At 45.3% G+C, this 21,079-nt stretch carries 20 protein-coding genes; 9 read left to right on the forward strand and 11 right to left on the reverse strand.

Translation table 11 applies throughout. From position 1 onward, the window contains the following. Window positions 1-10: 10 nt before the first annotated feature. Window positions 11-598 carry a D-sedoheptulose-7-phosphate isomerase gene (locus tag BHC43_RS01560; protein WP_100156300.1) on the reverse strand — a complete coding sequence of 196 codons (588 nt, stop codon included), beginning with the start codon at window positions 596-598 and terminating at the stop codon, window positions 11-13. A gap of 239 nt (window positions 599-837) precedes the next feature. Here BHC43_RS01560 and rsmI point away from each other — a divergent pair, with 239 nt between their 5' ends. Beyond that, entirely contained in the window at window positions 838-1,722 is an 885-nt protein-coding gene (rsmI, locus tag BHC43_RS01565) for a 16S rRNA (cytidine(1402)-2'-O)-methyltransferase (protein WP_100156301.1), read from the forward strand. 144 nt (window positions 1,723-1,866) lie between these two features. Further along, entirely contained in the window at window positions 1,867-2,796 is a 930-nt protein-coding gene (locus BHC43_RS01570) for a peptidoglycan DD-metalloendopeptidase family protein (protein ID WP_100156302.1), read from the forward strand. A gap of 329 nt (window positions 2,797-3,125) precedes the next feature. Here BHC43_RS01570 and BHC43_RS01575 read toward each other — a convergent pair whose 3' ends face one another. Next, complete coding sequence (locus BHC43_RS01575) at window positions 3,126-3,683, reverse strand: cysteine hydrolase family protein (protein WP_100156303.1); 558 nt, start codon at window positions 3,681-3,683, stop codon at window positions 3,126-3,128. 105 nt (window positions 3,684-3,788) lie between these two features. On the opposite strand from BHC43_RS01575, the gene BHC43_RS01580 reads away from it, so the two are divergent. Further along, window positions 3,789-4,181 (forward strand): Lrp/AsnC family transcriptional regulator, encoded by a 393-nt coding sequence (locus BHC43_RS01580; protein WP_180295864.1) that lies wholly within the window; start codon window positions 3,789-3,791, stop codon window positions 4,179-4,181. A 9-nt stretch (window positions 4,182-4,190) separates the two neighbouring features. Here the strand turns inward: BHC43_RS01580 and BHC43_RS01585 are convergent, their stop codons facing one another. Together BHC43_RS01585 and BHC43_RS01590 are read right to left on the reverse strand one after the other, a co-directional pair. Next, the gene (locus BHC43_RS01585; protein WP_257377956.1) at window positions 4,191-4,766 is read right to left on the reverse strand and encodes a hypothetical protein; all 576 of its coding nucleotides are present in this window, start codon (window positions 4,764-4,766) and stop codon (window positions 4,191-4,193) included. Window positions 4,767-4,965: 199 nt separating this feature from the next. After that, window positions 4,966-5,601: a flavin prenyltransferase UbiX gene (locus BHC43_RS01590; RefSeq protein ID WP_100139773.1), complete on the reverse strand. Its 636-nt coding sequence runs from the start codon at window positions 5,599-5,601 to the stop codon at window positions 4,966-4,968. Between the two features lie 238 nt (window positions 5,602-5,839). On the opposite strand from BHC43_RS01590, the gene BHC43_RS01595 reads away from it, so the two are divergent. Next, window positions 5,840-6,337, forward strand: coding sequence for a hypothetical protein (locus BHC43_RS01595; protein ID WP_100139774.1), 498 nt, complete (start codon window positions 5,840-5,842; stop codon window positions 6,335-6,337). Window positions 6,338-6,424: 87 nt separating this feature from the next. Here the strand turns inward: BHC43_RS01595 and BHC43_RS01600 are convergent, their stop codons facing one another. Together BHC43_RS01600 and BHC43_RS01605 are read right to left on the reverse strand one after the other, a co-directional pair. Continuing rightward, window positions 6,425-7,588, reverse strand: coding sequence for a polyamine ABC transporter substrate-binding protein (locus BHC43_RS01600; protein ID WP_100156304.1), 1,164 nt, complete (start codon window positions 7,586-7,588; stop codon window positions 6,425-6,427). A gap of 55 nt (window positions 7,589-7,643) precedes the next feature. Then, window positions 7,644-7,913, reverse strand: a complete 270-nt coding sequence (locus tag BHC43_RS01605) for a hypothetical protein (RefSeq protein WP_100156305.1) — start codon at window positions 7,911-7,913, stop codon at window positions 7,644-7,646. Here BHC43_RS01605 and alaS point away from each other — a divergent pair. Beyond that, window positions 7,912-10,539, forward strand: a complete 2,628-nt coding sequence (gene alaS, locus BHC43_RS01610) for an alanine--tRNA ligase (protein WP_100156306.1) — start codon at window positions 7,912-7,914, stop codon at window positions 10,537-10,539. The two genes, BHC43_RS01605 and alaS, sit on opposite strands and share 2 nt — an antisense overlap. 87 nt (window positions 10,540-10,626) lie before the next feature. Beyond that, complete coding sequence (locus BHC43_RS01615) at window positions 10,627-11,244, forward strand: MlaC/ttg2D family ABC transporter substrate-binding protein (RefSeq protein ID WP_100156307.1); 618 nt, start codon at window positions 10,627-10,629, stop codon at window positions 11,242-11,244. Window positions 11,245-11,302: 58 nt separating this feature from the next. Here BHC43_RS01615 and BHC43_RS01620 read toward each other — a convergent pair whose 3' ends face one another. From BHC43_RS01620 to miaA, 5 genes are all read right to left on the reverse strand, one after another. Then, window positions 11,303-11,554 carry a GlsB/YeaQ/YmgE family stress response membrane protein gene (locus tag BHC43_RS01620; RefSeq protein ID WP_100139779.1) on the reverse strand — a complete coding sequence of 84 codons (252 nt, stop codon included), beginning with the start codon at window positions 11,552-11,554 and terminating at the stop codon, window positions 11,303-11,305. A 292-nt stretch (window positions 11,555-11,846) separates the two neighbouring features. Continuing rightward, window positions 11,847-12,053, reverse strand: coding sequence for a hypothetical protein (locus BHC43_RS01625; protein WP_100139780.1), 207 nt, complete (start codon window positions 12,051-12,053; stop codon window positions 11,847-11,849). A gap of 279 nt (window positions 12,054-12,332) precedes the next feature. After that, the gene (gene glyA, locus BHC43_RS01630) at window positions 12,333-13,583 is read right to left on the reverse strand and encodes a serine hydroxymethyltransferase (protein WP_100156308.1); all 1,251 of its coding nucleotides are present in this window, start codon (window positions 13,581-13,583) and stop codon (window positions 12,333-12,335) included. A gap of 333 nt (window positions 13,584-13,916) precedes the next feature. After that, a complete protein-coding gene (locus tag BHC43_RS01635; RefSeq protein ID WP_100156309.1) occupies window positions 13,917-15,434 on the reverse strand; it encodes an acetyl-CoA hydrolase/transferase family protein in 1,518 nt (505 codons plus the stop codon). A 354-nt stretch (window positions 15,435-15,788) separates the two neighbouring features. After that, window positions 15,789-16,733, reverse strand: coding sequence for a tRNA (adenosine(37)-N6)-dimethylallyltransferase MiaA (miaA, locus tag BHC43_RS01640; RefSeq protein ID WP_100156310.1), 945 nt, complete (start codon window positions 16,731-16,733; stop codon window positions 15,789-15,791). Between the two features lie 495 nt (window positions 16,734-17,228). Between miaA and BHC43_RS01645 the strand changes: the two genes are divergently transcribed. The 3 genes from BHC43_RS01645 to BHC43_RS01655 all read left to right on the forward strand — a co-directional run bounded on the left by BHC43_RS01645 (window position 17,229) and on the right by BHC43_RS01655 (window position 21,010). Next, the gene (locus tag BHC43_RS01645) at window positions 17,229-18,119 is read left to right on the forward strand and encodes an NAD(+) kinase (protein WP_100139784.1); all 891 of its coding nucleotides are present in this window, start codon (window positions 17,229-17,231) and stop codon (window positions 18,117-18,119) included. A 235-nt stretch (window positions 18,120-18,354) separates the two neighbouring features. After that, window positions 18,355-20,016 carry a DNA repair protein RecN gene (recN, locus tag BHC43_RS01650; RefSeq protein WP_100156311.1) on the forward strand — a complete coding sequence of 554 codons (1,662 nt, stop codon included), beginning with the start codon at window positions 18,355-18,357 and terminating at the stop codon, window positions 20,014-20,016. Between the two features lie 754 nt (window positions 20,017-20,770). Continuing rightward, window positions 20,771-21,010, forward strand: coding sequence for a sulfurtransferase TusA family protein (locus tag BHC43_RS01655; protein ID WP_370387156.1), 240 nt, complete (start codon window positions 20,771-20,773; stop codon window positions 21,008-21,010). Window positions 21,011-21,079 lie beyond the last annotated feature (69 nt).

Consider the following 21,079-nt stretch of genomic DNA (forward strand, 5'->3'; position numbering starts at 1 on the left):
TTGATGCTGTTTATAAACCACCAAGCAATAATTGGTCAATCTGTGCACACAGGGCATGAATGGTAACCTGATGTGCTTCAAGTACGCGCAGGGGATGGTCTCCAGGGACGTTTAGCCACAGGTCATCATCGCGTAGCAAGGCGGCTACTTCGCCACCACTGCCGCCGGTAATGGCCAGTATACGCATATCGCGTTCATGGGCAGTTTTGATTGCACTGACGAGATTTAGGCTCTGGCCATCGGCTGAGAGTATGCATAGCATATCGTGCTGTTTGCCGAGTGCATGAATCTGTTTAGCAAAGACATCTTTGGGTTCGCTATCTGTTAGCGTGCTGATTACAGAAGGATTGGTACAGAGAGATAAGGCAGCCAATGCCATGCGATCCTGTTGCAGGCGGGTAACCATATAAGCGGCCAGTGTGTTGGCCAGAGAAGCATAGGCGCCATTGCCGGCTATCAGCAGTTTGCCATCGCTCATCAGAGCCATGAGGATGCCCTGAGCCACTTCGGCAATGGGTTCTGCCAATAAATCAGCGCATTCGTTTAGTAGCTGGGCGCTATCGACAAAGTGTTGATGGGCGGAAATGGGTTCTGTCATATAAGTTTATGTGTCAATTAATATGAATTTGCGCTTTGTGCTTTGGGCAGATAAGGCAGCCGGATAAAGTGCCCGTTGTTGGGCTAAATAGTATTTCTAGTGGTGGTCAGGTATTTCTGGTTGGTGCTTGAATACGAATGCAATGTGACATCGTGGTATAGTATTCACTTGAGGCTGAGTGCTGCCGGTATTTTGCCTTGACACTTAAATGATCACTTAACCAGATTACGGATTGATAAATGCAAGTCCATTACCAGAAAGCTGTTGCTAGCATTGTACCGCAAACCCTTTATGTAGTGGCTACTCCAATTGGTAATCTGGCTGATCTAAGCTTTCATGCTCTGGCTGTGTTGTCGCGAGCTGATTTGATTTGTGCCGAAGATACGCGGGTAACTCAGCAGTTGCTGCGGGCTTATGGTATTTCGGGCAGGCTGATTAGTGTGCGTGAGCAGAATGAGCAAAGTATGGCGCAGCGGGTGATTGATGCACTGGCAGCAGGGAAAGTTGTGGCACAGGTTTCGGATGCCGGTACACCAGCGATTTGTGACCCCGGTGCCCGTTTAGTTACGCGGGTGCGAGAAGCTGGATTTACGGTATCACCTGTAGCTGGTCCTAGCGCGGTGATGGCTGCTTTAAGCGTGGCTGGAGTGACGGAATCTGATTTTTATTTTGCAGGATTTGTGCCGGCCAAAAGTGGCGAACGTCAGCAGCGTTTAAAGGAGTGGCAAAAAGCAGTTTGTCCGGTGGTGATGTTTGAAACTCCGCACCGGATTATGGAAACGCTGGCACAGATGGCTGTGTTGTATCCTCTGCGTAGTATGCTTTTGGCGCGTGAAATTAGTAAAACGCATGAAACTTATATAACGGGTACGGTAGCGCATATCCAGACGGTTTTACAGACGGATGCTAATCAGAAACGTGGCGAGATGGTATTGGTGCTGCATCCGGCCGAAGTTGAAAAGCAGGCGGATTTGTCTGCTGAGGCAATCCGTGTGATGCAGATTTTGGTGCAGGAACTGCCTACCAAGCAAGCCGCCGCTTTGGCTGCGGAAATCAGTGGTGAGAGTAAAAAAGCACTGTATGACTGGGCAATTGCTGAGAAAAACAGCCTGAATAATACATAATTATTAGGACATGTTAAAATAGTTTAACCTTGATGCTATTTTACACAATGCTGGGCATTGTTTATGATAATGTCTGAATTGGCTGTTGCCGCCGCTATCGCGCTGGCACCCCCTGAACATTGCAATGATTTAAGGTAAACCGTTATGTTGAAAAAAAACGTAATTCGTTCCAGCTGGTGTTTGCTGGTGCTGGCATTAGGTGCCTGTACTATTTTCAAACAACCGGCAGCACCGACAGAAACGGGCAGCAGTAACGCCGGTACTGCTGCTACCACTGCCGACAATCCTTATGGTGCCCCGCCTTATACACCACCGACAGACACGCCTCCGGCTTATACGCCCAGTGCTGGCGCCACAGCCACTGGTTATGTAGGCAATTATTCACCGGTTGATATCAATGCTGCTACGCATACGGTACAGCGTGGTGACACGGTATACAATATTTCAAAACGTTATCAGATTACGCAGGATAATTTGCGTGCCTGGAATAATCTGGCTGATAACAATATTCGTCTGGGGCAGGTGCTGCGGGTGAAACCGGCTGGGTATGTTGCACCGGCCGGAAGCAAAAATACCACCACTACAGTAACGACGCCGGTAAGCACAGCGAATGTGACAACGACCACCAGTACGACCACGACGACTACGCCATCTAGCTCTACTACTGTCTCAACAAGTAAAACCGTAAGCACTGGTGGTGTGCGCAGTGTAAGCGGTATTGAATGGCAGCGTCCGACTGCCGGTAATATCCTGCAAAGCTTCGGCGGCAGCAGTAAGGGAATCGATTATGGTGGCAATGCTGGCCAGCCAATTATGGCTGCCGCTTCAGGTAAGGTGGTGTATGCCGGTAATGGTTTACGCGGCTATGGTAATCTGATTATTGTGCAGCATAATCAAACCTATCTGACTGCCTATGGCAATAACCAGAGTATTATGGTGAAAGAAGGCCAGCAGGTGAAACGTGGTCAGCAGATTGCCACAATGGGTAGCACTGATGCTAAGCGGACCCAACTGCATTTTGAATTACGTGAGAATGGTCAGCCGCAGGACCCGAGCCGCTATATCCCAATGTAAGCAATTAAATCCAATCAGCAGATTGGCACTGAAAAGCATCTGTTTTCTGAATTTGAAAAACAGATGCTTTTTTATCTTTGTTAATTTGAAATTTTACATCTACTTTTTTGCGAATAACTAATGGTATCCGCGGCTATTTGTGTATATTACAGTACCGGTATCTTTGTTTTTAAAATTTCAGAATAATCACAATATATATTGAAATTTTTAATATAAAAACAATAGGTTGAAGGCTGATAACTGCCTTGTTGTCTGAAAATTATGTGCCAAACAGACGGACAGTTCTTTCTTTTTATTTGTGATGGCTGATAAAAAGCAAAAGAAATGATTTAGGCATTGGATGGATTTAAGAACTGGCTGGCGAACTGGATGTCAGCAAAAGAACTCAAAGCCGCGATAAAGCTATGCTGTACATTTTTTGCCGGTATAGTCTCGCCATTCAGTTCGAGATCACGTGTGGCACAGGCGTCGGCAATTAGAATAGGTTGAAAATTAAGTTCTGCTGCTTGGCGGGTAGTGGAATCTATGCACATATGGGTCATCATTCCGCAGATAACCAATTGTTCTACTGCCTGCTTTTGTAGCTGCGTTAGTAGATCGGTTTGTACAAAGCTGTTGGGGAAATTTTTGCGGATAATCCATTCTGTCTGGGTGGCGATGGGCAGTAGCTGTGGATGAAGCTTTACTCCATGGCTATCCGGCAGGAAAAAAGTTGCATTCTTACGAATATTGATATGTTGAATATAGAATATTGGTAGCTGCCGCCGGCGAAACTGTTGGCGCAATCTGAGTATATTTTCCAATGCCATTTGTGGCTGATGCAATGCCATTTTTCCTTGGGGGAAATAATCATTTTGCACATCGATGATAAGGAGTGCTTGTTTCATATATGCTTTCGTGTTTGTTGTGAGGCTTCTATTATCTGTAATTAGCATGCAATACTGAACGGGTATATGAAAGCAGTAGGCAGGATTTATTTTCAGGATGAAAATATGGATAAAAAAGACCGGGCAATTGTGGATTTGTTGAAAATCAATAGCCGAATGTCATGGAAAGAAGTTGGGGAAAAAGTATTTCTGAGTGGTCAGGCAGTGGGGCTAAGGGTACAGAGCCTGCTTGATAGAGGAGTGATTGAGCGGTTCACGGTGTCAGAATATTATGAGTCAGAACAGTTTATTACAATTTATATGAACGGCAGCCGGTTTGAGGAATTTGAAAATATGGTCAGTCGCTTTGCTGCGGTAGAGGCTCTGCACAAAATTACAGGGGACGGCTGTTATTTTATCCATACTCGTTTTGCTGCTGCAGAACTGGAGCAGTTTTTGCAGCAGGTGGCGTTGTATGCCCGATATAAAGTTAGTCACAATCTACGCAGAATTAAATGAGTGCTGGTTTTAAATCTGGTGGCAGGCAACCAGTATGCTGCTTTCGCTCAGACAATGCATACGGGCAAAATCGATGCTGTTTTGTAGCAGTCCTTTATCTTCTTCACATTGTGCTTCTGTTTCGATAATCAACATCTGTTGCGGCCGGCCGGCATGCAAACTCATGCGCATTTGTGCCTGAGTAAAGGGAAGGTTGTGCTTTTGTGCAAACATACGGGCGCGGCTATTAGCCGTTTTCAGCATGGGGATTAAGGTAATATCCAGGTGAAAAATGCGCACGCCCATTACCAGGATACGGGCAGCAAACCAGTCTGCTTCTTCACTGATAATGTCTGGTGTAGGTTGATCAGAACTGAGCCGCTGTGCGGCTATTAACATGGCTACCATCCGCAGCTGTGGAATCAGTGCTTCACTAAGCATGTACGGGCTTTGAAATTGTGGCTGAAGCTGTAACAGGTCGCTTCGGTGCTGATTGCCATCTACAATCATATACCAGCGCTGAAGTTGTGGTACAGGTGCTTCAGTGTGCTGCATTCGTTTCTGCGGTAATACCGGCATTTTATTCTCCAATAGTTGTTGATTCATTGTTATTGCCTTAGTGTACGAGGCGTTTATGGTATAAAAAAACCGCCTCGGATTGGCCGGGCGGTTCACTTTGTTTTTGCTTATGTTTTTTTAAATAAACGCAAAAAGGCACCGCACCGAGGTGTGGTACCAATAATAAGCAAAAGAGAAAGTGTGTTTGGTTTTCATTTTTATACAGTAAAACATTCAATGAGTGGTGTCAATAATTATTTTCTTCGCCCCAACGCGCTATCAGCCGGTGCGGAATCTGCAACTGATCCAAAATTCGTGCTACCACAAAATCTACCATATCTGCTACGCTTTGCGGATGCTGATAGAAAGCCGATACCGGTGGTAGGATACAGACGCCTAGGCGTGCGAGTTTAAGCATATTTTCCAGATGAATGGCTGAAAGCGGAGTTTCTCGCGGTACGATAATCAGTGGTCGCTGTTCTTTGATGCAAACATCGGCTGCGCGTTCGAGCAAATGATCTGAGGTACCGGCAGCAATGGCGGCAACACAGCCCATGCTTGCCGGACAGATGATCATGGCATCTGCGGGATTAGAACCAGAGGCGGGTGGAGCAAACCATTCATCACGGCCAAATGCGGTGAGTTGAGATGGGTCGACCCCGAATTCACTACATAAAGCTGCGGTACATTGCTTGGCGTTGGTAGGTAGATGCCAATTGATTTCCTGCTGTGCCACTATCTGTGCAGCTTGTGAGTACAATAACCAGACTTTGATATTTGCTTGCAAAAGGCAGGCCAGTAGTCTTTTGGCATAAGGCATGCCTGAAGCGCCGGTTAAGGCGAGGGTGACGGTTTTTATGGGTCGGGCTGCTGAAAAAATCATGATAAGACTGGTGTGTGGCAAGATATGGCTGTTATTATAGCCACTTTGCTTTCGATATTACATTTGTTATGCGGGTGTTTTATGCATTGGCAAAGATTAATCAATTAATCATTATGTTATGCCCATGAAGTTAATAAAACTGGGCAGATTCAGTAAACCTGCTGCCTGTTGGCGGGGAAAAATTATGTCTGGGTTCAGTTTGGCATAGAACCTCTAGGCATCCAGTGGAAAATCAAACATGTTGTGGAAGAATTTATTATGGTGGCCTTGTCTATGTGCCAGCATGTTGGTGGGGTGTGCTCAGGTCACACCTTATGCGCAAGAAGAGCGCGAATGTGATTCAGAGGCTATGGCCAAAGCTTTATTGCAGGCTGACCAGCCCATAGGCAGTAAAGGTTTTCGTTGTGCGGTAGTTACAAAAGATGTCACGGTGCTGAAACCGGAACGTAGTACTCCGCCGGAAGTAAGCCTGAATATCGACCGGCCTGCTATTGAAGTCAGCAAGTGTTTGCATGATAAGTTGCAGTCTCGTTTTAATTTGCCTCGTGAATTTTACAGAATAAGCAGTTATCCGAATGGTAGTCAGACGCTGGCGCTCGTTAATCCATTTACCGGAAAAGAAGGGTTGCAGATAGATGTGGTTAAAGCGGGTATGTCGCAGAGTACAGTTAATTTGTATGCAAATGGTATGACGCTGTCGCAGGCATGGCGGAAATTTCCTGAGCTGTGTCGCTAGCCGTGTAAAATTTCTGTCTCGGCGGCCGGCAAAACAAAACCCCTCATTACTGAGGGGTTTTGTTTTAAGCAAATATAGGCTAATGTTTTATTTGCCTGCTTTGAGATTTTGCCATAAGCGCAATTCGTATTTCAGAGTATCGGATTTGGCCGGTAAAACGAGATAGCTGTTGGCCAGCACTTCATCTGATGGGAAGATGCTGCTGTCTTCGCGATATTCTTTTTTCATCAGTTGTTTTGCTGGCAGGCTGGCGGGTGCATAGGTAACATGGTTGCCATTGCGGGCAGCAATCTGGGGTTCGAGAACCCAGTTTAGATAGCGGTAAGCATTTTTCAAGTTGGCGGCATCTTTGGGAATGGCCAGAGTATCCACCCATAGAGATACGCCTTGTTCAGGAACTAAAACTTGAATATCTTTTTTACCGGTGGCTTCTAGCCGACGACGTTTGGCGATATTTAAATCGCCACCAAAGCCGATAGCCACGCAGACATCTCCTCGAGCCAGATCGTCGATGTAGCCTGAAGAAGAGTAGCGCAGCACGTTGCTGCGGTTGGCTTTGATGAGATTGGCAGCCATGTCTATATCGTCTTTGCTTTGGCTGTTGGGATCTTTACCTGCATAGTGCAGTGCCAGCGGAATCATTTCTACAGGGCTGTCCATGTAGCTGATGCCGCAGCTTTTTAGTTTGTCTGTATATTTCGGATTGAAAACCAGATCCCAGCTATTTTCTGGCATTGGGGTGTCACCCAGTGCGGCATTGACTTTCTCAATGTTGATGGCGATGGTATTCATACCCCAGTAATTGGGGACAGCATATTGGTTGCCCGGATCGACATCTTTTAATAAATCAAGTAATTTCGGGTTAATGTTTTTCCAGTTGGGTATCTGGCTCTTGTCTAGGGGCTGATAAGCCCCAGCTTTAATCTGTCGGCTCACAAAAGAGTTGGATGGCCCAACGATGTCATAGCCAGACTGTCCGGTTAGGATTTTGCTTTCTAGTGTTTCGTCGCTGTCATAATAGTTGTAGGTAACTTTTATGCCGTATTTCTTTTCAAATTCACTGATGGTTTTTGGGTCCACATAATCAGACCAATTGTAGATTTTCAGTGTTTTAGTTTCGTTCAATGTGCCGGTGCTGCTGGCCGCTACGGCAGAAGCCGGTTTGGTGCTGCTATTTTCATGCGAACCGCTGCATGCGGCCAGTATGCATAAAATCAAACTGGATAAACTCAGGCAGGCTGTGTTTTTCATGTTTGTCCTTTTCAAATATGCGCCTGTTTTAGGCTGGCATGGTGATGGGTTATGATCACCTTGTAACTTTATATTCTGTGTGCTTAGGGCTAACTATACCGTAATCGGGTAGGGATGTTGTCGGATTTGTCATTTTGGCATGGTTTTTAGCCAGTTCTGGTATGCTTATGCGTAAAACTGCGGTAAGATAAGCATATGATTTTAACAAGGGCGGTAGTTGGGATAGTTTATCCAGTGTCCTGTTTTTAATATCCATATTCAGGCAGTCTGTGTGTTTACAGACTGCCTGAATACGATTAATCGTCCGTTCAACTGAAACTACCATGAAAACAGCAGATTTACGTTCTAATTTTCTTAAATTTTTTGCCAGTAAGGGGCATCAGGTGGTGCCGTCTTCTTCGCTGGTTCCACCTCAGGATGATAAAACCCTGTTGTTTACCAACGCAGGCATGAATCAGTTTAAAGATGTGTTTCTGGGTTTTGACAAGCGTCCGTACAGCCGCGCAACCACGGCACAGAAATGTGTACGCGCCGGTGGTAAGCACAACGATTTGGAAAATGTAGGCTACACTGCGCGTCACCATACGTTTTTTGAAATGCTAGGCAATTTCAGCTTTGGTGATTATTTCAAACATGATGCGCTACATTTTGCTTGGGAATTCCTGACGAGTAAGGACTGGCTCAATCTGCCAAAGGAAAAGCTGCTGGCTACCGTTTATGCAGATGATGATGAAGCCTATGATATTTGGTTGAATGAAATCGGCCTACCGGCAGAAAAAATTATTCGCATTGGTGACAATAAAGGTGCGCGCTATGCTTCGGATAATTTCTGGCAGATGGGTGATACTGGCCCTTGTGGTCCATGCTCAGAAATTTTTTACGACCATGGTGAACATATTTGGGGAGGCCCTCCGGGTAGCCCTGAGGAAGATGGTGACCGTTTTATCGAAATCTGGAACTGTGTGTTTATGCAGTACAACCGCGATGAAAACGGCAATATGAATCCGCTGCCAAAACCTTCGGTCGATACCGGTATGGGGCTAGAGCGCGTGTCTGCGGTATTGCAGCAAGTGCACAGTAATTATGAAATCGATTTGTTTGTGCATTTACTGCATGCTGTGGCTCGTGTGGTTGGCGTGCCTTACAGTCAGGAAGTACCCAGCCTGAAGGTGATTGCTGACCATATCCGCTCTTGTGCCTTTTTGATTGCTGATGGTGTACTGCCGAGCAATGAAGGACGTGGCTATGTATTGCGGCGCATTATTCGCCGCGCGGTACGCCATGGCTACAAACTGGGCTGTAAACAGGCGTTTTTCCATTTGCTGGTAGCTGATCTGGTGCAGGAAATGGGCGCGTCCTATCCAGAACTAGTAGAAAAACAGGCACAAATCAGCGAGGTGCTGAAACAAGAAGAAAGCCGTTTTGCGCAGACGCTAGAAACGGGTATGGCCTTATTGGAAAATGCCTTGCAGGATGGCGGTAATACGCTCGCCGGTGAAGTGATTTTCAAGCTGTATGATACTTATGGATTCCCTTATGATTTAACTGCAGATATTGCCCGTGAACGCAATATTAGTCTGGACGAAGCAGGGTTTGAGCGCGAAATGGCTGCTCAGCGTGCACGTGCGCGTGCGGCGCAAAATTTCAAAGCCAATACCCAGTTGGCTTATGATGGAGCAGATACGGAATTCACTGGTTATCATGAGCGTCAGAATGAAAGCACGATTTTGGCTTTGTATAAGGACGGTGAGGCAGTTGAACAGTTGCGCGCGGGCGAAACTGGTGCCGTGGTGATTGATTTCACGCCATTTTATGCCGAATCTGGTGGTCAGACAGGTGATATGGGCTATATTTTTGCTGGTGAAAACCGTTTTCAAGTAGATGACACACAGAAAATTAAGGCAAAAGTGTTTTGTCAGTTTGGAGAAATGGTGTCTGGCAGCCTGAAAGTTGGCGATGCGGTTACTGCTCAGGTAGATAGTACTTTGCGTGAAGCGAGTATGCGTAACCACAGTGCGACTCATCTGATGCATCGTGCCCTGCGTGAAGTGTTGGGTACGCATGTTGAGCAGAAAGGCTCGCTAGTGAATGCAGAGCGTACACGCTTTGATTTTTCACATACGCAGCCAGTAACCAGCGCCCAATTGGCAGAAGTGGAACGCCGTGTAAATCAGGCTATTGTGGCCAATGTGCCGGTGTGTGCTCAGAATATGAGTTTTGATGATGCCATTGCCGCTGGTGCCATGGCGCTATTTGGTGAGAAATACGGCGATGAAGTGCGTGTATTGAGCATGGGTGAATTTTCCACCGAGCTGTGTGGTGGTACTCATGTGGCACGTACCGGTGATATCGGCCTGTTTAAGATAGTATCTGAGAGTGGTATTGCCGCTGGTGTACGTCGGATTGAGGCGGTAACCGGCTTGAATGCGCTACAGTATGTACAACAGCAGGAAGATTTGCTGAAAGCCGCAGTAGTGGAGGTGAAGGCTCAGACTGCTGAAGACCTATTGCCTAAACTGCAAAGCATGCACAGCCAAATGAAACAGCTGGAAAAAGCACTGAGTGAAGCCAGAACAGAGCTAGCCAAACACGCGGGCAGTGCGCTGCTGGCACAGGCTCAGGATGTGGGCACTGCGCGGCTAATACTGAACCAGATTGATGCAGACAGTAGTGCGTTGCGCGATATCGCTGCTGATTTGGTTTCACAGGGTGAGAATATTGTGGTGGTATTGGCTGCTGTAAATGATGGTAAAATTGCCGTTACTGCAGGTGTATCGAAAGCCCTGAGTAAAACAGTTAAAGCAGGAGAGCTGGTTAATTATGTGGCTGCGCAGGTTGGTGGAAAGGGCGGTGGCCGTTCTGATTTGGCACAGGCAGGCGGCCATGATGTGGCAGCGTTGCCGAAGGCACTGGCCAGTGTAACTGACTGGTTAGCTGCTAAAGCAGTGTAGAGATATTTCGCAGATGAAAACAGCAAACGGTTTATGGAAGATAATTACATAAGCCGTTTTTTTTGCTTACCAATAGGAGAATGAAAAATGCAGAGGTATGTTAAAGCTTGTCTGGCTGCGTGGATGTTGATGGTATCGGTGTGTACGTTTGCCGCTACGCAAGAACAGCTAGCGCAACAGCAATTGCAGCAGAATGTGGATGCGGTGTTGTCGGTTGCACGTGACAAAAGTCTGAACGAGCAGCAGCGAATCAGTCAGATTGAGCGCTATGCGGATCAGTATTTGGATTACGAGCGTATATCAGCTTTGGCAGTAGGATTGCCGTGGCGGCAATTTACTGCGCAGCAGCGGCAGGATTTCAGCGCGGCTTTCAAGAATATGATTGTACGAATTTACGCACATTCTGCTTTAATGGGTGCCAGCAATGCAACGGTAAAAGTCCTGCCCAAAGTGGTGAATCAGGGTAATAACAAACTGGAAACCTTCACTGAGATTGTCAGTGCCAGTGATAAACATTATACCGTGGGTTATCAGATGTATTATTCTAATGGGGTATTTAAGATTTATAATTTCCGTGTGAACGGCACTAGTTTAGTGACGGTCTACCGTAATCAGTTTGATCAGTTAATTCAGCAGCAGGGTATTGATACAACGATTGCTCAACTTCGGGAAAAGGGGCTGGGTAAGGTGCAGATGAAGAAGTAAAGATATATTTGTTGAAAAAACGGTGGCGAATAATGTATTCGTCACCGTTTTTTTTATTCTATAATGGCCGGTTTTTAATTTTGCCGTAAATAAACAAAATAATACAGGCGAAGATAATCGAAGCGATTAAACCGGCTTTTTCTCCTGCATGATACCAGCCAAAAGCCTGACCAACATATCCAGCGAGTAAGGAACCACCTATACCCAGTAGGGTGGTAACAATCCAGCCAATTTGTTGTTTGCCTGGATAAATCAATTTGGCAATTACGCCAATAATGAAACCTACTACAATTGTCCAGATTAAGCCCATGTTGTACTCCCTGAAAATAAGGAAACTTTATCTTAATCCTTGAAACTTATGAGATGTTCGTTACTGATGTAAAATCACTAATTGAAATGCTTATTTTAAATAAATATGTGTTATCAGTATGTTATGTTTTGGGTGGTAAGGCGGTTTTTTGGTATGAGAATGATATTTTAATTTATGTTTGATAATGTATCGAAATAAGAAACGTGAGTGAATATCAAATAGCAAATATTGATGAGATGGACGAAAAAAAAGCATAACTAAAAAGTTATGCTTTTTGATTATTACTCACTATTTAGTGATTACCAGCATAGGTATTAACAGTGCGGTATGGAGTGTTTTCGGGAGTTGAATCAGAAACATGAGTATTCTGGCCATTTTGAGCAGTGGATTCTGCAAAATTGCGCACATCGGTAGTGTCATTCTGAGAATTAGCCAAAGCAAAACCAGCAGTCATTGTTAAAGATGCAGCCAATAAAGCAGTAGAAACTAATTTTTTCATTTTGTTTCCTTTCAAATTTTATTATCAAGATACCTTAAATCTTAAAAGCAAAGTGTAAACTTTGCTTTTTCAATGAGGCTATATTAATACTTTATTGGTATTTTGATAATATCTGATTAGTTAAAGCTGGTTTTCCTGTAAGGAAATCCATGTTGATGTTTATATCATTAGAAAACAGATTAAAACATCATTTTATCGATATTAAAGTAGCCTTATTTGAGTATAAATATTCTATAGTATCTAAGCAATAACTAGATATTAAGAATTTAATAATGTTGTTTATTTTCCATAAACGGGTAATCTATTGCAAATTTTCTGTACTTTTTCAGTAACCTCTGAAATTACCTTCTGATTATCTGCGTTGTCCAGTACGTCGGCAATCAAATGTCCTAGCTCGCGGGTATCGGCTTCGGTGAAGCCGCGGGTGGTAATAGCGGCGGTGCCTAGACGAATACCTGAGGTGACAAATGGTTTTTCGGGGTCATTGGGAATGGCATTTTTGTTCACAGTGATGTGAGCCTGTCCTAACACCGCTTCCGCAGTTTTTCCGGTCAGTTTTTTCGGCTGTAAGTCCACCAGAAATACATGGCTTTCGGTGCGGCCGGATACGATGCGCAAACCGCGTTCAATCAGCGTTTCTGCCAGTACCTTGGCATTGGCTTTAATCTGACGGGCATACTGTTTGAATTCTGGCTGCAAAGCTTCTTTGAATGCCACGGCTTTAGCGGCAATTACATGCATTAATGGGCCGCCTTGCAGGCATGGGAAAATAGCAGAATTAAGCGCTTTGGCATGTTCTTCGCTGCGGCACATAATCACACCACCGCGTGGGCCGCGCAGGGTTTTATGGGTAGTGGTAGTGACAAAATCGGCAAACGGTACTGGATTTGGGTATTCTCCGCCGGCTACCAGACCAGCGTAGTGTGCCATATCTACAAACAGATAGGCGCCAACTTTATCGGCAATGGCACGGAAACGTGCCCAGTCGATTTCCAGTGCATAGGCAGAAGCACCAGCGACAATCATTTTTGGTTTGTGCTCAAGAGCCAGTTGTTCTACTTGTGCGTAATCGAGGATTTCGTTTTCATCTAGGCCATAGGTAATGGCATTATATAAGCGTCCGGAAATGTTGACGCTGGCGCCATGGGTGAGGTGGCCGCCATGAGCCAGCGACATGCCCAAAATAGTGTCACCAGGTTGTAGCACACTGGCGTACACTGCCTGATTGGCTTGTGAACCGGAGTGTGGTTGCACATTAACATAAGTAGCGCCAAATAGTTGTTTGAGGCGGTCTATGGCCAGCTGTTCCACTTCGTCTACGTATTCACAACCGCCATAGTAGCGTTTGCCTGGATAGCCTTCGGCATATTTGTTGGTTAGCTGGCTGCCCTGAGCTTCCATTACAGCGCAGCTAACATAGTTTTCTGAGGCAATTAATTCCACATGATCTTGTTGGCGCTGGTCTTCACGGGCAATGGCTGCGGCTAGCTGTGGGTCGAATTTTTCGATGGTTAACGCTTTGGAAAACATGGCGGTCTTTCCTTTTATGAAAGTAGAGAAATAAAGAGAGTGCTGTTTGCAGCGAATGAGATTGAGTCGCGCTTATTTTAACTGATAGTGATGGCTGTGTGGCTGAATTTGATACCTTGCCATGATGAAGGGAATTCATACAATGCGAATGTATTTGAATTCAGGGTCAGACTGTGGGGATAATTATTGTACAACTGCTTGTGCTAATGTAGTACTTAATACTGCCGGGTATGGGATACGAAATTATTAGTTGGCTGATGGTGGGGTGTGTTGATTAAATAAACAAAAAGCCCTGAATGATTTCAGGGCTGTTTGGATACGGTATACGATGAATTACATTTTCATGGAACCGGTTTTTAGGAAGTGTTCGTGCCAGCTTAAGGCTTCCGTCAGGATGTGTGGCGTATGAATACCTTTTGCGGTCTGCAATGCACGATCATAATAATCTTGCAACTGGTCGCGATAATCAGGATGTGCACATTTTTCGATAACCACTTTTGCACGCTGCCGTGGAGCCAGTCCGCGTAGATCGGCCAGACCTTGTTCGGTAACAATAATCTGTGTATCGTGCTCAGTGTGGTCAACATGCGATACCATCGGCACGATGCATGAGATTTTGTCATCCTTAGCAGTAGATGGGGTAACGAAGAAGTTTAGGAAGCTGTTGCGAGCAAAGTCGCCGGAGCCGCCAATACCATTCATCATGCTGGTACCCATTACGTGCGTAGAGTTGATATTGCCGTAAATGTCCGCTTCAATCATGGAATTCATGGCAATAATGCCTAAGCGGCGCACCAGTTCAGGATGGTTAGAAATTTCCTGCGGACGCAGAATAATGCGTTCACGGTAAAAATCAATATTGTCGGCAAAGTCTTTGAATGCTTTGGCAGACAGAGAGATGGCTGTAGCAGAGGCGGTGGCCATTTTACCTGCGCGCAGCAGGTCGAGCATGCCATCCTGTAATACTTCAGTATAGCCGAAGAGATTTTCAAACGGACCGGTTAACAGACCAGCCAATACAGCATTGGCCACATTACCTACGCCGGACTGAATCGGCAGCATTTCTTTCGGTAAGCGTCCCATTTTGATTTCCTGAGACAGGAAGTCTACGATGTAGGCGGCAATCTGTTTGGATTTGTCATCGGGTTCGCTGAATACATTGTCGCGGTCTGGAGCATTGGATTCTACAATGGCTACCACTTTGTTTAAATCGACTTTCATGTATTTTTCACCGATGCGGTCGTCTGCACGGGTCATGTTGATTGGAGTGCGATGCGGCGGAATGGTATTGCTCAGCGGGATGTCATGCATACCTTCCATCTGTACCGGCAGACCAGTATTCACTTCCAGAATCACTTTATCGGCCATATCCAGCCAAGTCTGGTTGTTACCAATGGCAGTAGATGGAATCAACAAACCATCTTCGGTGATGCCCAGCACTTCGATAATAGCCACGTGCATGTGACCCAGAAAGCCAAACCAAGCTTGCTGCGCAACATGTGATAAATGCATGTCGATGAAGTTGACATCGCCATTATTGATTTCCTGCCGCATGTGGCGGTCGGTATTGAAGGGCAGGCGCTGATTAATAGCATGTGCATCAGCCAGAACGCCATCACACTCAGGTGCTGTAGACGCACCAGTCCAGACATTGATTTTGTACGGCCGGCCGGCAGCGTGTTCTGCACGGGCAAAATCGGCAATTGCCTGCGGTAATACTTTAGGGTAGCTGGCTCCGGTAAATCCGCTCATGCCAACATTGGCATCATTTTGAATCAGGGTTGCAGCCTGAGCAGCAGACATCAGACGGGAATGAAGTGAGGTATAACGGATGCGATCCTGTACGGACATCGTGTTTTCTCCTTATTAAATCAAAAATGCCTGACCCTTGCCTGGCTAGAGTGAGGCGTGAAGGATAAATGTTGTCTTTGCCGTTTGTCTCATTCGGAATGAATGAGAAGACGTAATGACGCTATCAACGGTGTGCATTTTACTGTAAATAATTGTCTTATGCTGTTTTGTCTGTGTATGGGTAAGGAGCAGTGCTGTACCCATAGATAAATAATTATAGATTAATAATCGGTAAGATTAATTAATTCAGCATGTTGTGAATATGTCTATTGAGGAAGCATGCAGATGTTTACATAAATTTTTACTATTATTGCTTAAATATTCATAGCTAGAATTTTTCTGAAATGGATGATTTCAGGAAAAGAATTGCTGCATCAGATGAGCTGTCTGCTCAAAGAGTCCGGCTGGATTAAATGGGTCAAGCATATGCTGCGGATTAAGCTTGCGTAGCCAGGTGAGCTGGCGTTTGGCTAGCTGGCGAGTAGCCACGATACTGCGTTCTACGAAGGTGTCGTAATCACTGATACCATTCAGATAATCAAATGCTTGCCGGTAGCCAACACAACGCATGGAGGGTAGGTCTGAGTGCAGGTCTGGGTATTGCAAACGCAATGCTTGCACTTCTTCTACAAAACCCTGTGCCAGCATGGTATGGAAACGGGTGGCAATCTGAATGCGAAGGTGAGCACGGTCGGCTGGCAGCAGTGCCAGTGTGCATACGTCTACAGATGGCTGCTGGTTTTGCTGATTTGCCAGATGGGTACTCATCGGGATACCGGTAATATGATAGATTTCCAGTGCCCGTTCTATGCGCTGGCTATCGCCGGCAGGCAGGCGTGCAGCCGTGATTGGGTCTACTTTCTGCAATAAAGTATATAAATAATCCATGCCATGCTGTTGTTTTAGTTTTTCCAGCTCAGCACGAATATGTGGATTGGCTTCAGGCAGGCTGCTGAGCCCCTGCGTAAGGGCGTGGTAATACATCATAGTGCCACCCACCAGTAAGGGAAGGTGGCCGCGGCTGTGTATCTCTTCAGCTAGGCGTACACAGTCGCTCACAAATTGGGCAGCGCTATAGCTTTCCAATGGTGAAATGATATCAATCAAATGATGTGGTACTGCATGCTGTTCTGCGTCTGTGGGTTTGGCGGTGCCGATGTTCATGTCCCGATAAATCAAAGCCGAATCCAGACTGATGATTTCTACCGGAAATTGAGCAGCCAGATTCAGAGCTAAACTGGTTTTACCGGAAGCTGTGGGCCCCAGAAGCGCAAATACTTTAGGCAAAGATGTAACCATCGCAGTAACTCTGTTTTTAAACGATTATTGTAGCTTGAACTAGCTAAATCAGCGAATGATAGTTAAATGGCAGTAGATAACTGCTATTTATGTAGCAATATCTGAAGTTGGTGGATATTCGAAGAAAATTGTATGTTTTTAGTCCAAAGCTATGCTGTAAATTAAGCTATATTTACAAAATCAATTCTTTTTTTTCAACAGTTTGCAAATAAAAATAAGCATTTTATAGTTTGTAACTGAAAACAAATGGTAGTCAGCACTCAGATCAGATTTGTGTACACGCAGTTGCTAAGGTAATAATCATTTATTTTAAAATTATCAGGATTTACAGCTGATTAGCCCTTGAGTGTGATGTTGCGCCTAGTTCATAAAAATTTTGCTGAAATTGAAGGATTACAATAAGGAAGTATATTAATGTATTACCCTTTATAATAAGCCATAAAAACCAAGGCAGTTGAATTCTGGGTGAGCTACTTTGTTAGGAATATGCGATTCATGAATAGCCAGTTTAACCATATCGGGATTGTGACCCGGCCGCAAACACCGATGATGAGTGAAGTACTGAATGAACTTATTGCTTTTTTATGTGAAGCAGGGTTATCGGTGTATCTGGACGGTGAGGCGCAAGCAGATAATCATATCAGTGCGGCTAATTTGCAGTGCTGCCAGATCATTACCAAATGTGAAATGGGAAGACGCTGTGATTTAGTAATGGTGCTGGGCGGTGATGGCACACTGCTCTCAGTGGCTCGCAAACTGGCTCCCTATCGTGTGCCGCTGATTGGTATTCATCAGGGGCACTTAGGATTTCTAACACAAGTACCGCGTGCCCAAATGGTAAGCGAACTAACCGGCATGCTGACGGGTAAATATCTGCCAGAAGAGCGTATTCTTCTGGAAACGACGGTAGTTCGAGAAGGCAGAGACGTTTACCATTCACTGGCACTAAACGATGTGGTACTTAGCCGCGGTGCGCTGGGGCAGATGATTGAATTTGAAGTATTCATTAATAAAGAATTTGTTTACACCCAGCGTTCGGATGGTTTGATTGTGTCCACACCAACGGGTTCTACAGCGTATGCACTTGCGGCCGGCGGGCCAATTCTACAGCCCACGTTGCGTGCATTCAGTTTGGTGCCTATCTGCCCGCAATCGATGTCAAACCGCCCGATTGCTGTAAGTGATACCAGTGAAATCGAAGTGTTGATTACCAAAGGCGGGGATGCGCGGGCGCATTTTGATGGGCAGGCATTTTTTGATTTGCAGACAATGGATAAAATCCGTATTAGTCGCTACCGCAATTCACTACGTATCTTACATCCAGTGAATTATCAGTATTACCGTACTCTACGCCAGAAACTGCACTGGGGTGATCAGCTGGTATGAAATGTGGCTGATAGTTTCTAATACATCCTTATTTAATTATGTTAATTTTTGGCTTAAGCTAATGTGGCATGACAGATGGTAATGCTGTAAAAGTGTAAGGCATGTAGTAAAAATTAATAAAATCGAAATTTTTATAATTAATTTTTAGTTTTTTCTAAAAAATACCTTGCACTTTTTTTAAAAAATACTAAAATCAGCCTTGAATCATGGATGCTTTCTTGAAGAAAGGCTGTTTATGCTGCTGGCGTTGTCTTTACGTGACTTTGTGATTGTGGATGAACTAAACCTGAGTTTTCAGAGTGGATTTACCGTTCTGACAGGGGAAACTGGTGCCGGCAAATCAATCACACTGGATGCGCTGGGGTTGTTACTGGGTGATAAAGCAGATTACGGCCAAATACGGCATGGTGCTAAAGAAGCGCAGTTATCAGCCCTGTTTGATGTAAGTGATGTCCCGCAGGCGCAGTCCTTACTACAGGAACAAGGCTTATTGGATGCACAGGAAACGCAGCTGAGTATCCGCCGTACCATTGATGTGAAAGGCAAAAGCCGCAGTTTTATCAATAATCAGGCTGTGACACTGGGACAATTGCGCCAAATTGGTGAATTACTTATTGATATCCATGGCCAGAATGCTCATCATTCGTTAAACAGTGAAGCTGCGCAGCGTGTTTTACTGGATGCCTTTGCTGGGGCGGATAAGGAAGTTGCACGTGTGCGCGAAGCCTACCAGCGCTGGCAGGAAGCCGAACGCGAGCTGGAAAAAGCACAGACTCAAGCTGACAGCCTGAATATTGAACGCGAACGCCTACAATGGCGCTTGGATGAGCTCAGTGCTTTAAATGTGCAGGAAAATGAATGGGAAACGCTGAGTCAGAGCCATGATGCGCTGGTACATGCAGCCGATATTCTGCACACAGCTGCCAGCGTAGAAGAGATTCTCAATGGTGATGATGGCTTGCAAAGCCGTTTGTTTCACTGCCGCCAGCAACTGGCTGCATTGATTAAGGCTGCACCTGCTTTTGCCGATAGTGTGACTCTGCTGGAATCGGTAGAAGCCGAGCTGGGTGAAGTCAGTGCTTATCTGCGCGAAGCCAGTGCCAGTGTAGAAACTGACGAAAATCTGCTGGTACAGCAGGGACAGCGGATGCAGGAATTAATGAGCATGGCACGCAAATATCGGCTGGAGCCCCCTCAATTGCCGGAAGAATTAGCCAGAGTGGAATCTGCATTAAATGATCTGGAAGCAGCGGCTGATATTGAGGCTTTGCGAGCGCGAGTAGCAGAGCGTGAGAACGAATATATGCAGGTAGCCCAGCAATTATCTGCCCGCAGGCATCAGGCAGCAGCGAAATTGGCTAAACAAACTACAGCTCATATGCAGAATCTGGCCATGCAGGGTGCACGTTTTCATATTGAACTACTCAGTGCTTCTCCCTCTCTGCATGGTTTAGAACAGGTGCAATATCAGGTAGCCGCCAATCAGGGCACACCTTTACGTGCCATGAGTAAAGTGGCATCCGGTGGTGAGCTGGCGCGCATCAGTTTGGCACTGCAAATGGTAACCAGCCAGTACAATGAAGTTCCTACACTGATTTTCGATGAAGTGGACACTGGTATCGGTGGAGCAGTGGCAGACGTTGTTGGCCATGCTTTGCGCAGTCTCGGGCAAAACCGTCAGATTCTGGCAGTTACCCATTTACCTCAGGTAGCTGCTTGCGGCCAGCAGCACTGGCAGGTGCGCAAGCACAGCAGTAAAGGGCAGACTGTAAGTGAAATAAAGGTTCTGACTGCAGATAGCCGGATAGATGAGATTGCCAGAATGCTAGGCGGTGAAACCATTACTGATACCACGCGCAATCATGCTCGCGAGATGTTGGCGCTGGCACAAAAGTAATTTGGTTTGACTATATACAGAATCTGGCACCAAGAAAGTGGTGGCTATCGTACTTTGGTTTGGGAAGTTTTTTTGCTGATTTTGCCGCCTGTATAAATAATTTTATCTATTCAGAAGTATTTGCAACTGAATATGACGTACTGAATCAACAATTAACGATGTGAATCAGCTAACACGCAAAAGAATTAGGAATCGATGTGTCCCCAACCCCAATCAGTCAGCTGGATTGTACAGATACAATGCTAGAAGAGAGTTTGTATTATCTACGGTGGTAGGAGCTGCAGCACCGTAAAATACCTATAGGCAGGGTTGGTTTAGGCAGAAGTATTGTATAAGAAAGTATGTTTGCTAACGGCACAATATAAAATTATACAATTATCCAGTAGGTTGATTTTTTATCTCTAGTAATTTTCAGCTTAATCCAGCAATCTGATACTGTAAAAAACTGACAGATATCATTTATCAAATAACAGCCAAAATATGATAGTGAGCTTCAGATATGATTCAACGAAATAGTGCTGTATTTAAGTATTAGATCTGATTTAATAAATAAAAAAGAATATTTTTGAAAGTAAGTAGTTATTTGTTTTCAGCCTGTACATGTCAGGCCGAGGGGGCCATAAAAAATAATATCCAGATGATAAATAGCTGTACTTTGTCCTAATTAATATGTTGGGCTTCTGCCCAGAGACTATTGGGCAAATGCATGCACGTTGTATAATCATATTTTTCAATTATCTGTGATGAGCTGATGATGAGCGAACCACATAGTGATGAGACATTGGATGTTATCGGCCTGAATTGCCCGATGCCGATTCTGCGTGCCAAAAAAGCCTTGGCCGCGATGGAGGCTGGAAAGATATTAAAAGTGCTAGCAACCGATAAAAATGCGCCAGACGATTTTGCCGCTTTTTGCCGCCAGACAGGCCATCAGCTTCTGCAAGTGCATAATGGCGAAGATGGTGTGATGCAGATGTGGGTGAAACACCGTTAGTTTTCGCGCTGCTGCGGATAAATGGCGGCATGAATACGATGTTTAGCCGTTCCATGCTGGCTACGGTGG

The sequence above is a fragment of the Snodgrassella alvi genome (genome assembly GCF_002777855.1).
Taxonomy (GTDB): Bacteria; Pseudomonadota; Gammaproteobacteria; order Burkholderiales; family Neisseriaceae; genus Snodgrassella; species Snodgrassella alvi_E.

What these genes read in the sequence shown, in the direction of transcription:
- BHC43_RS01600 (WP_100156304.1), bottom strand. Translation starts at nt 7,588, where the DNA reads ATGAAAAACACAGCCTGCCTGAGTTTATCCAGTTTGATTTTATGCATA.
- BHC43_RS01615 (WP_100156307.1), top strand. Translation starts at nt 10,627, where the DNA reads ATGCAGAGGTATGTTAAAGCTTGTCTGGCTGCGTGGATGTTGATGGTA.
- miaA (WP_100156310.1), bottom strand. Translation starts at nt 16,733, where the DNA reads ATGGTTACATCTTTGCCTAAAGTATTTGCGCTTCTGGGGCCCACAGCT.
- alaS (WP_100156306.1), top strand. Translation starts at nt 7,912, where the DNA reads ATGAAAACAGCAGATTTACGTTCTAATTTTCTTAAATTTTTTGCCAGT.
- BHC43_RS01560 (WP_100156300.1), bottom strand. Translation starts at nt 598, where the DNA reads ATGACAGAACCCATTTCCGCCCATCAACACTTTGTCGATAGCGCCCAG.
- BHC43_RS01625 (WP_100139780.1), bottom strand. Translation starts at nt 12,053, where the DNA reads ATGAAAAAATTAGTTTCTACTGCTTTATTGGCTGCATCTTTAACAATG.
- BHC43_RS01655 (WP_370387156.1), top strand. Translation starts at nt 20,771, where the DNA reads ATGAGCGAACCACATAGTGATGAGACATTGGATGTTATCGGCCTGAAT.
- glyA (WP_100156308.1), bottom strand. Translation starts at nt 13,583, where the DNA reads ATGTTTTCCAAAGCGTTAACCATCGAAAAATTCGACCCACAGCTAGCC.
- BHC43_RS01605 (WP_100156305.1), bottom strand. Translation starts at nt 7,913, where the DNA reads ATGGTAGTTTCAGTTGAACGGACGATTAATCGTATTCAGGCAGTCTGT.
- recN (WP_100156311.1), top strand. Translation starts at nt 18,355, where the DNA reads ATGCTGCTGGCGTTGTCTTTACGTGACTTTGTGATTGTGGATGAACTA.
- BHC43_RS01580 (WP_180295864.1), top strand. Translation starts at nt 3,789, where the DNA reads ATGGATAAAAAAGACCGGGCAATTGTGGATTTGTTGAAAATCAATAGC.
- BHC43_RS01635 (WP_100156309.1), bottom strand. Translation starts at nt 15,434, where the DNA reads ATGTCCGTACAGGATCGCATCCGTTATACCTCACTTCATTCCCGTCTG.
- BHC43_RS01575 (WP_100156303.1), bottom strand. Translation starts at nt 3,683, where the DNA reads ATGAAACAAGCACTCCTTATCATCGATGTGCAAAATGATTATTTCCCC.
- BHC43_RS01620 (WP_100139779.1), bottom strand. Translation starts at nt 11,554, where the DNA reads ATGGGCTTAATCTGGACAATTGTAGTAGGTTTCATTATTGGCGTAATT.
- BHC43_RS01590 (WP_100139773.1), bottom strand. Translation starts at nt 5,601, where the DNA reads ATGATTTTTTCAGCAGCCCGACCCATAAAAACCGTCACCCTCGCCTTA.
- BHC43_RS01570 (WP_100156302.1), top strand. Translation starts at nt 1,867, where the DNA reads ATGTTGAAAAAAAACGTAATTCGTTCCAGCTGGTGTTTGCTGGTGCTG.
- BHC43_RS01645 (WP_100139784.1), top strand. Translation starts at nt 17,229, where the DNA reads ATGAATAGCCAGTTTAACCATATCGGGATTGTGACCCGGCCGCAAACA.
- BHC43_RS01595 (WP_100139774.1), top strand. Translation starts at nt 5,840, where the DNA reads ATGTTGTGGAAGAATTTATTATGGTGGCCTTGTCTATGTGCCAGCATG.
- rsmI (WP_100156301.1), top strand. Translation starts at nt 838, where the DNA reads ATGCAAGTCCATTACCAGAAAGCTGTTGCTAGCATTGTACCGCAAACC.
- BHC43_RS01585 (WP_257377956.1), bottom strand. Translation starts at nt 4,766, where the DNA reads ATGAATCAACAACTATTGGAGAATAAAATGCCGGTATTACCGCAGAAA.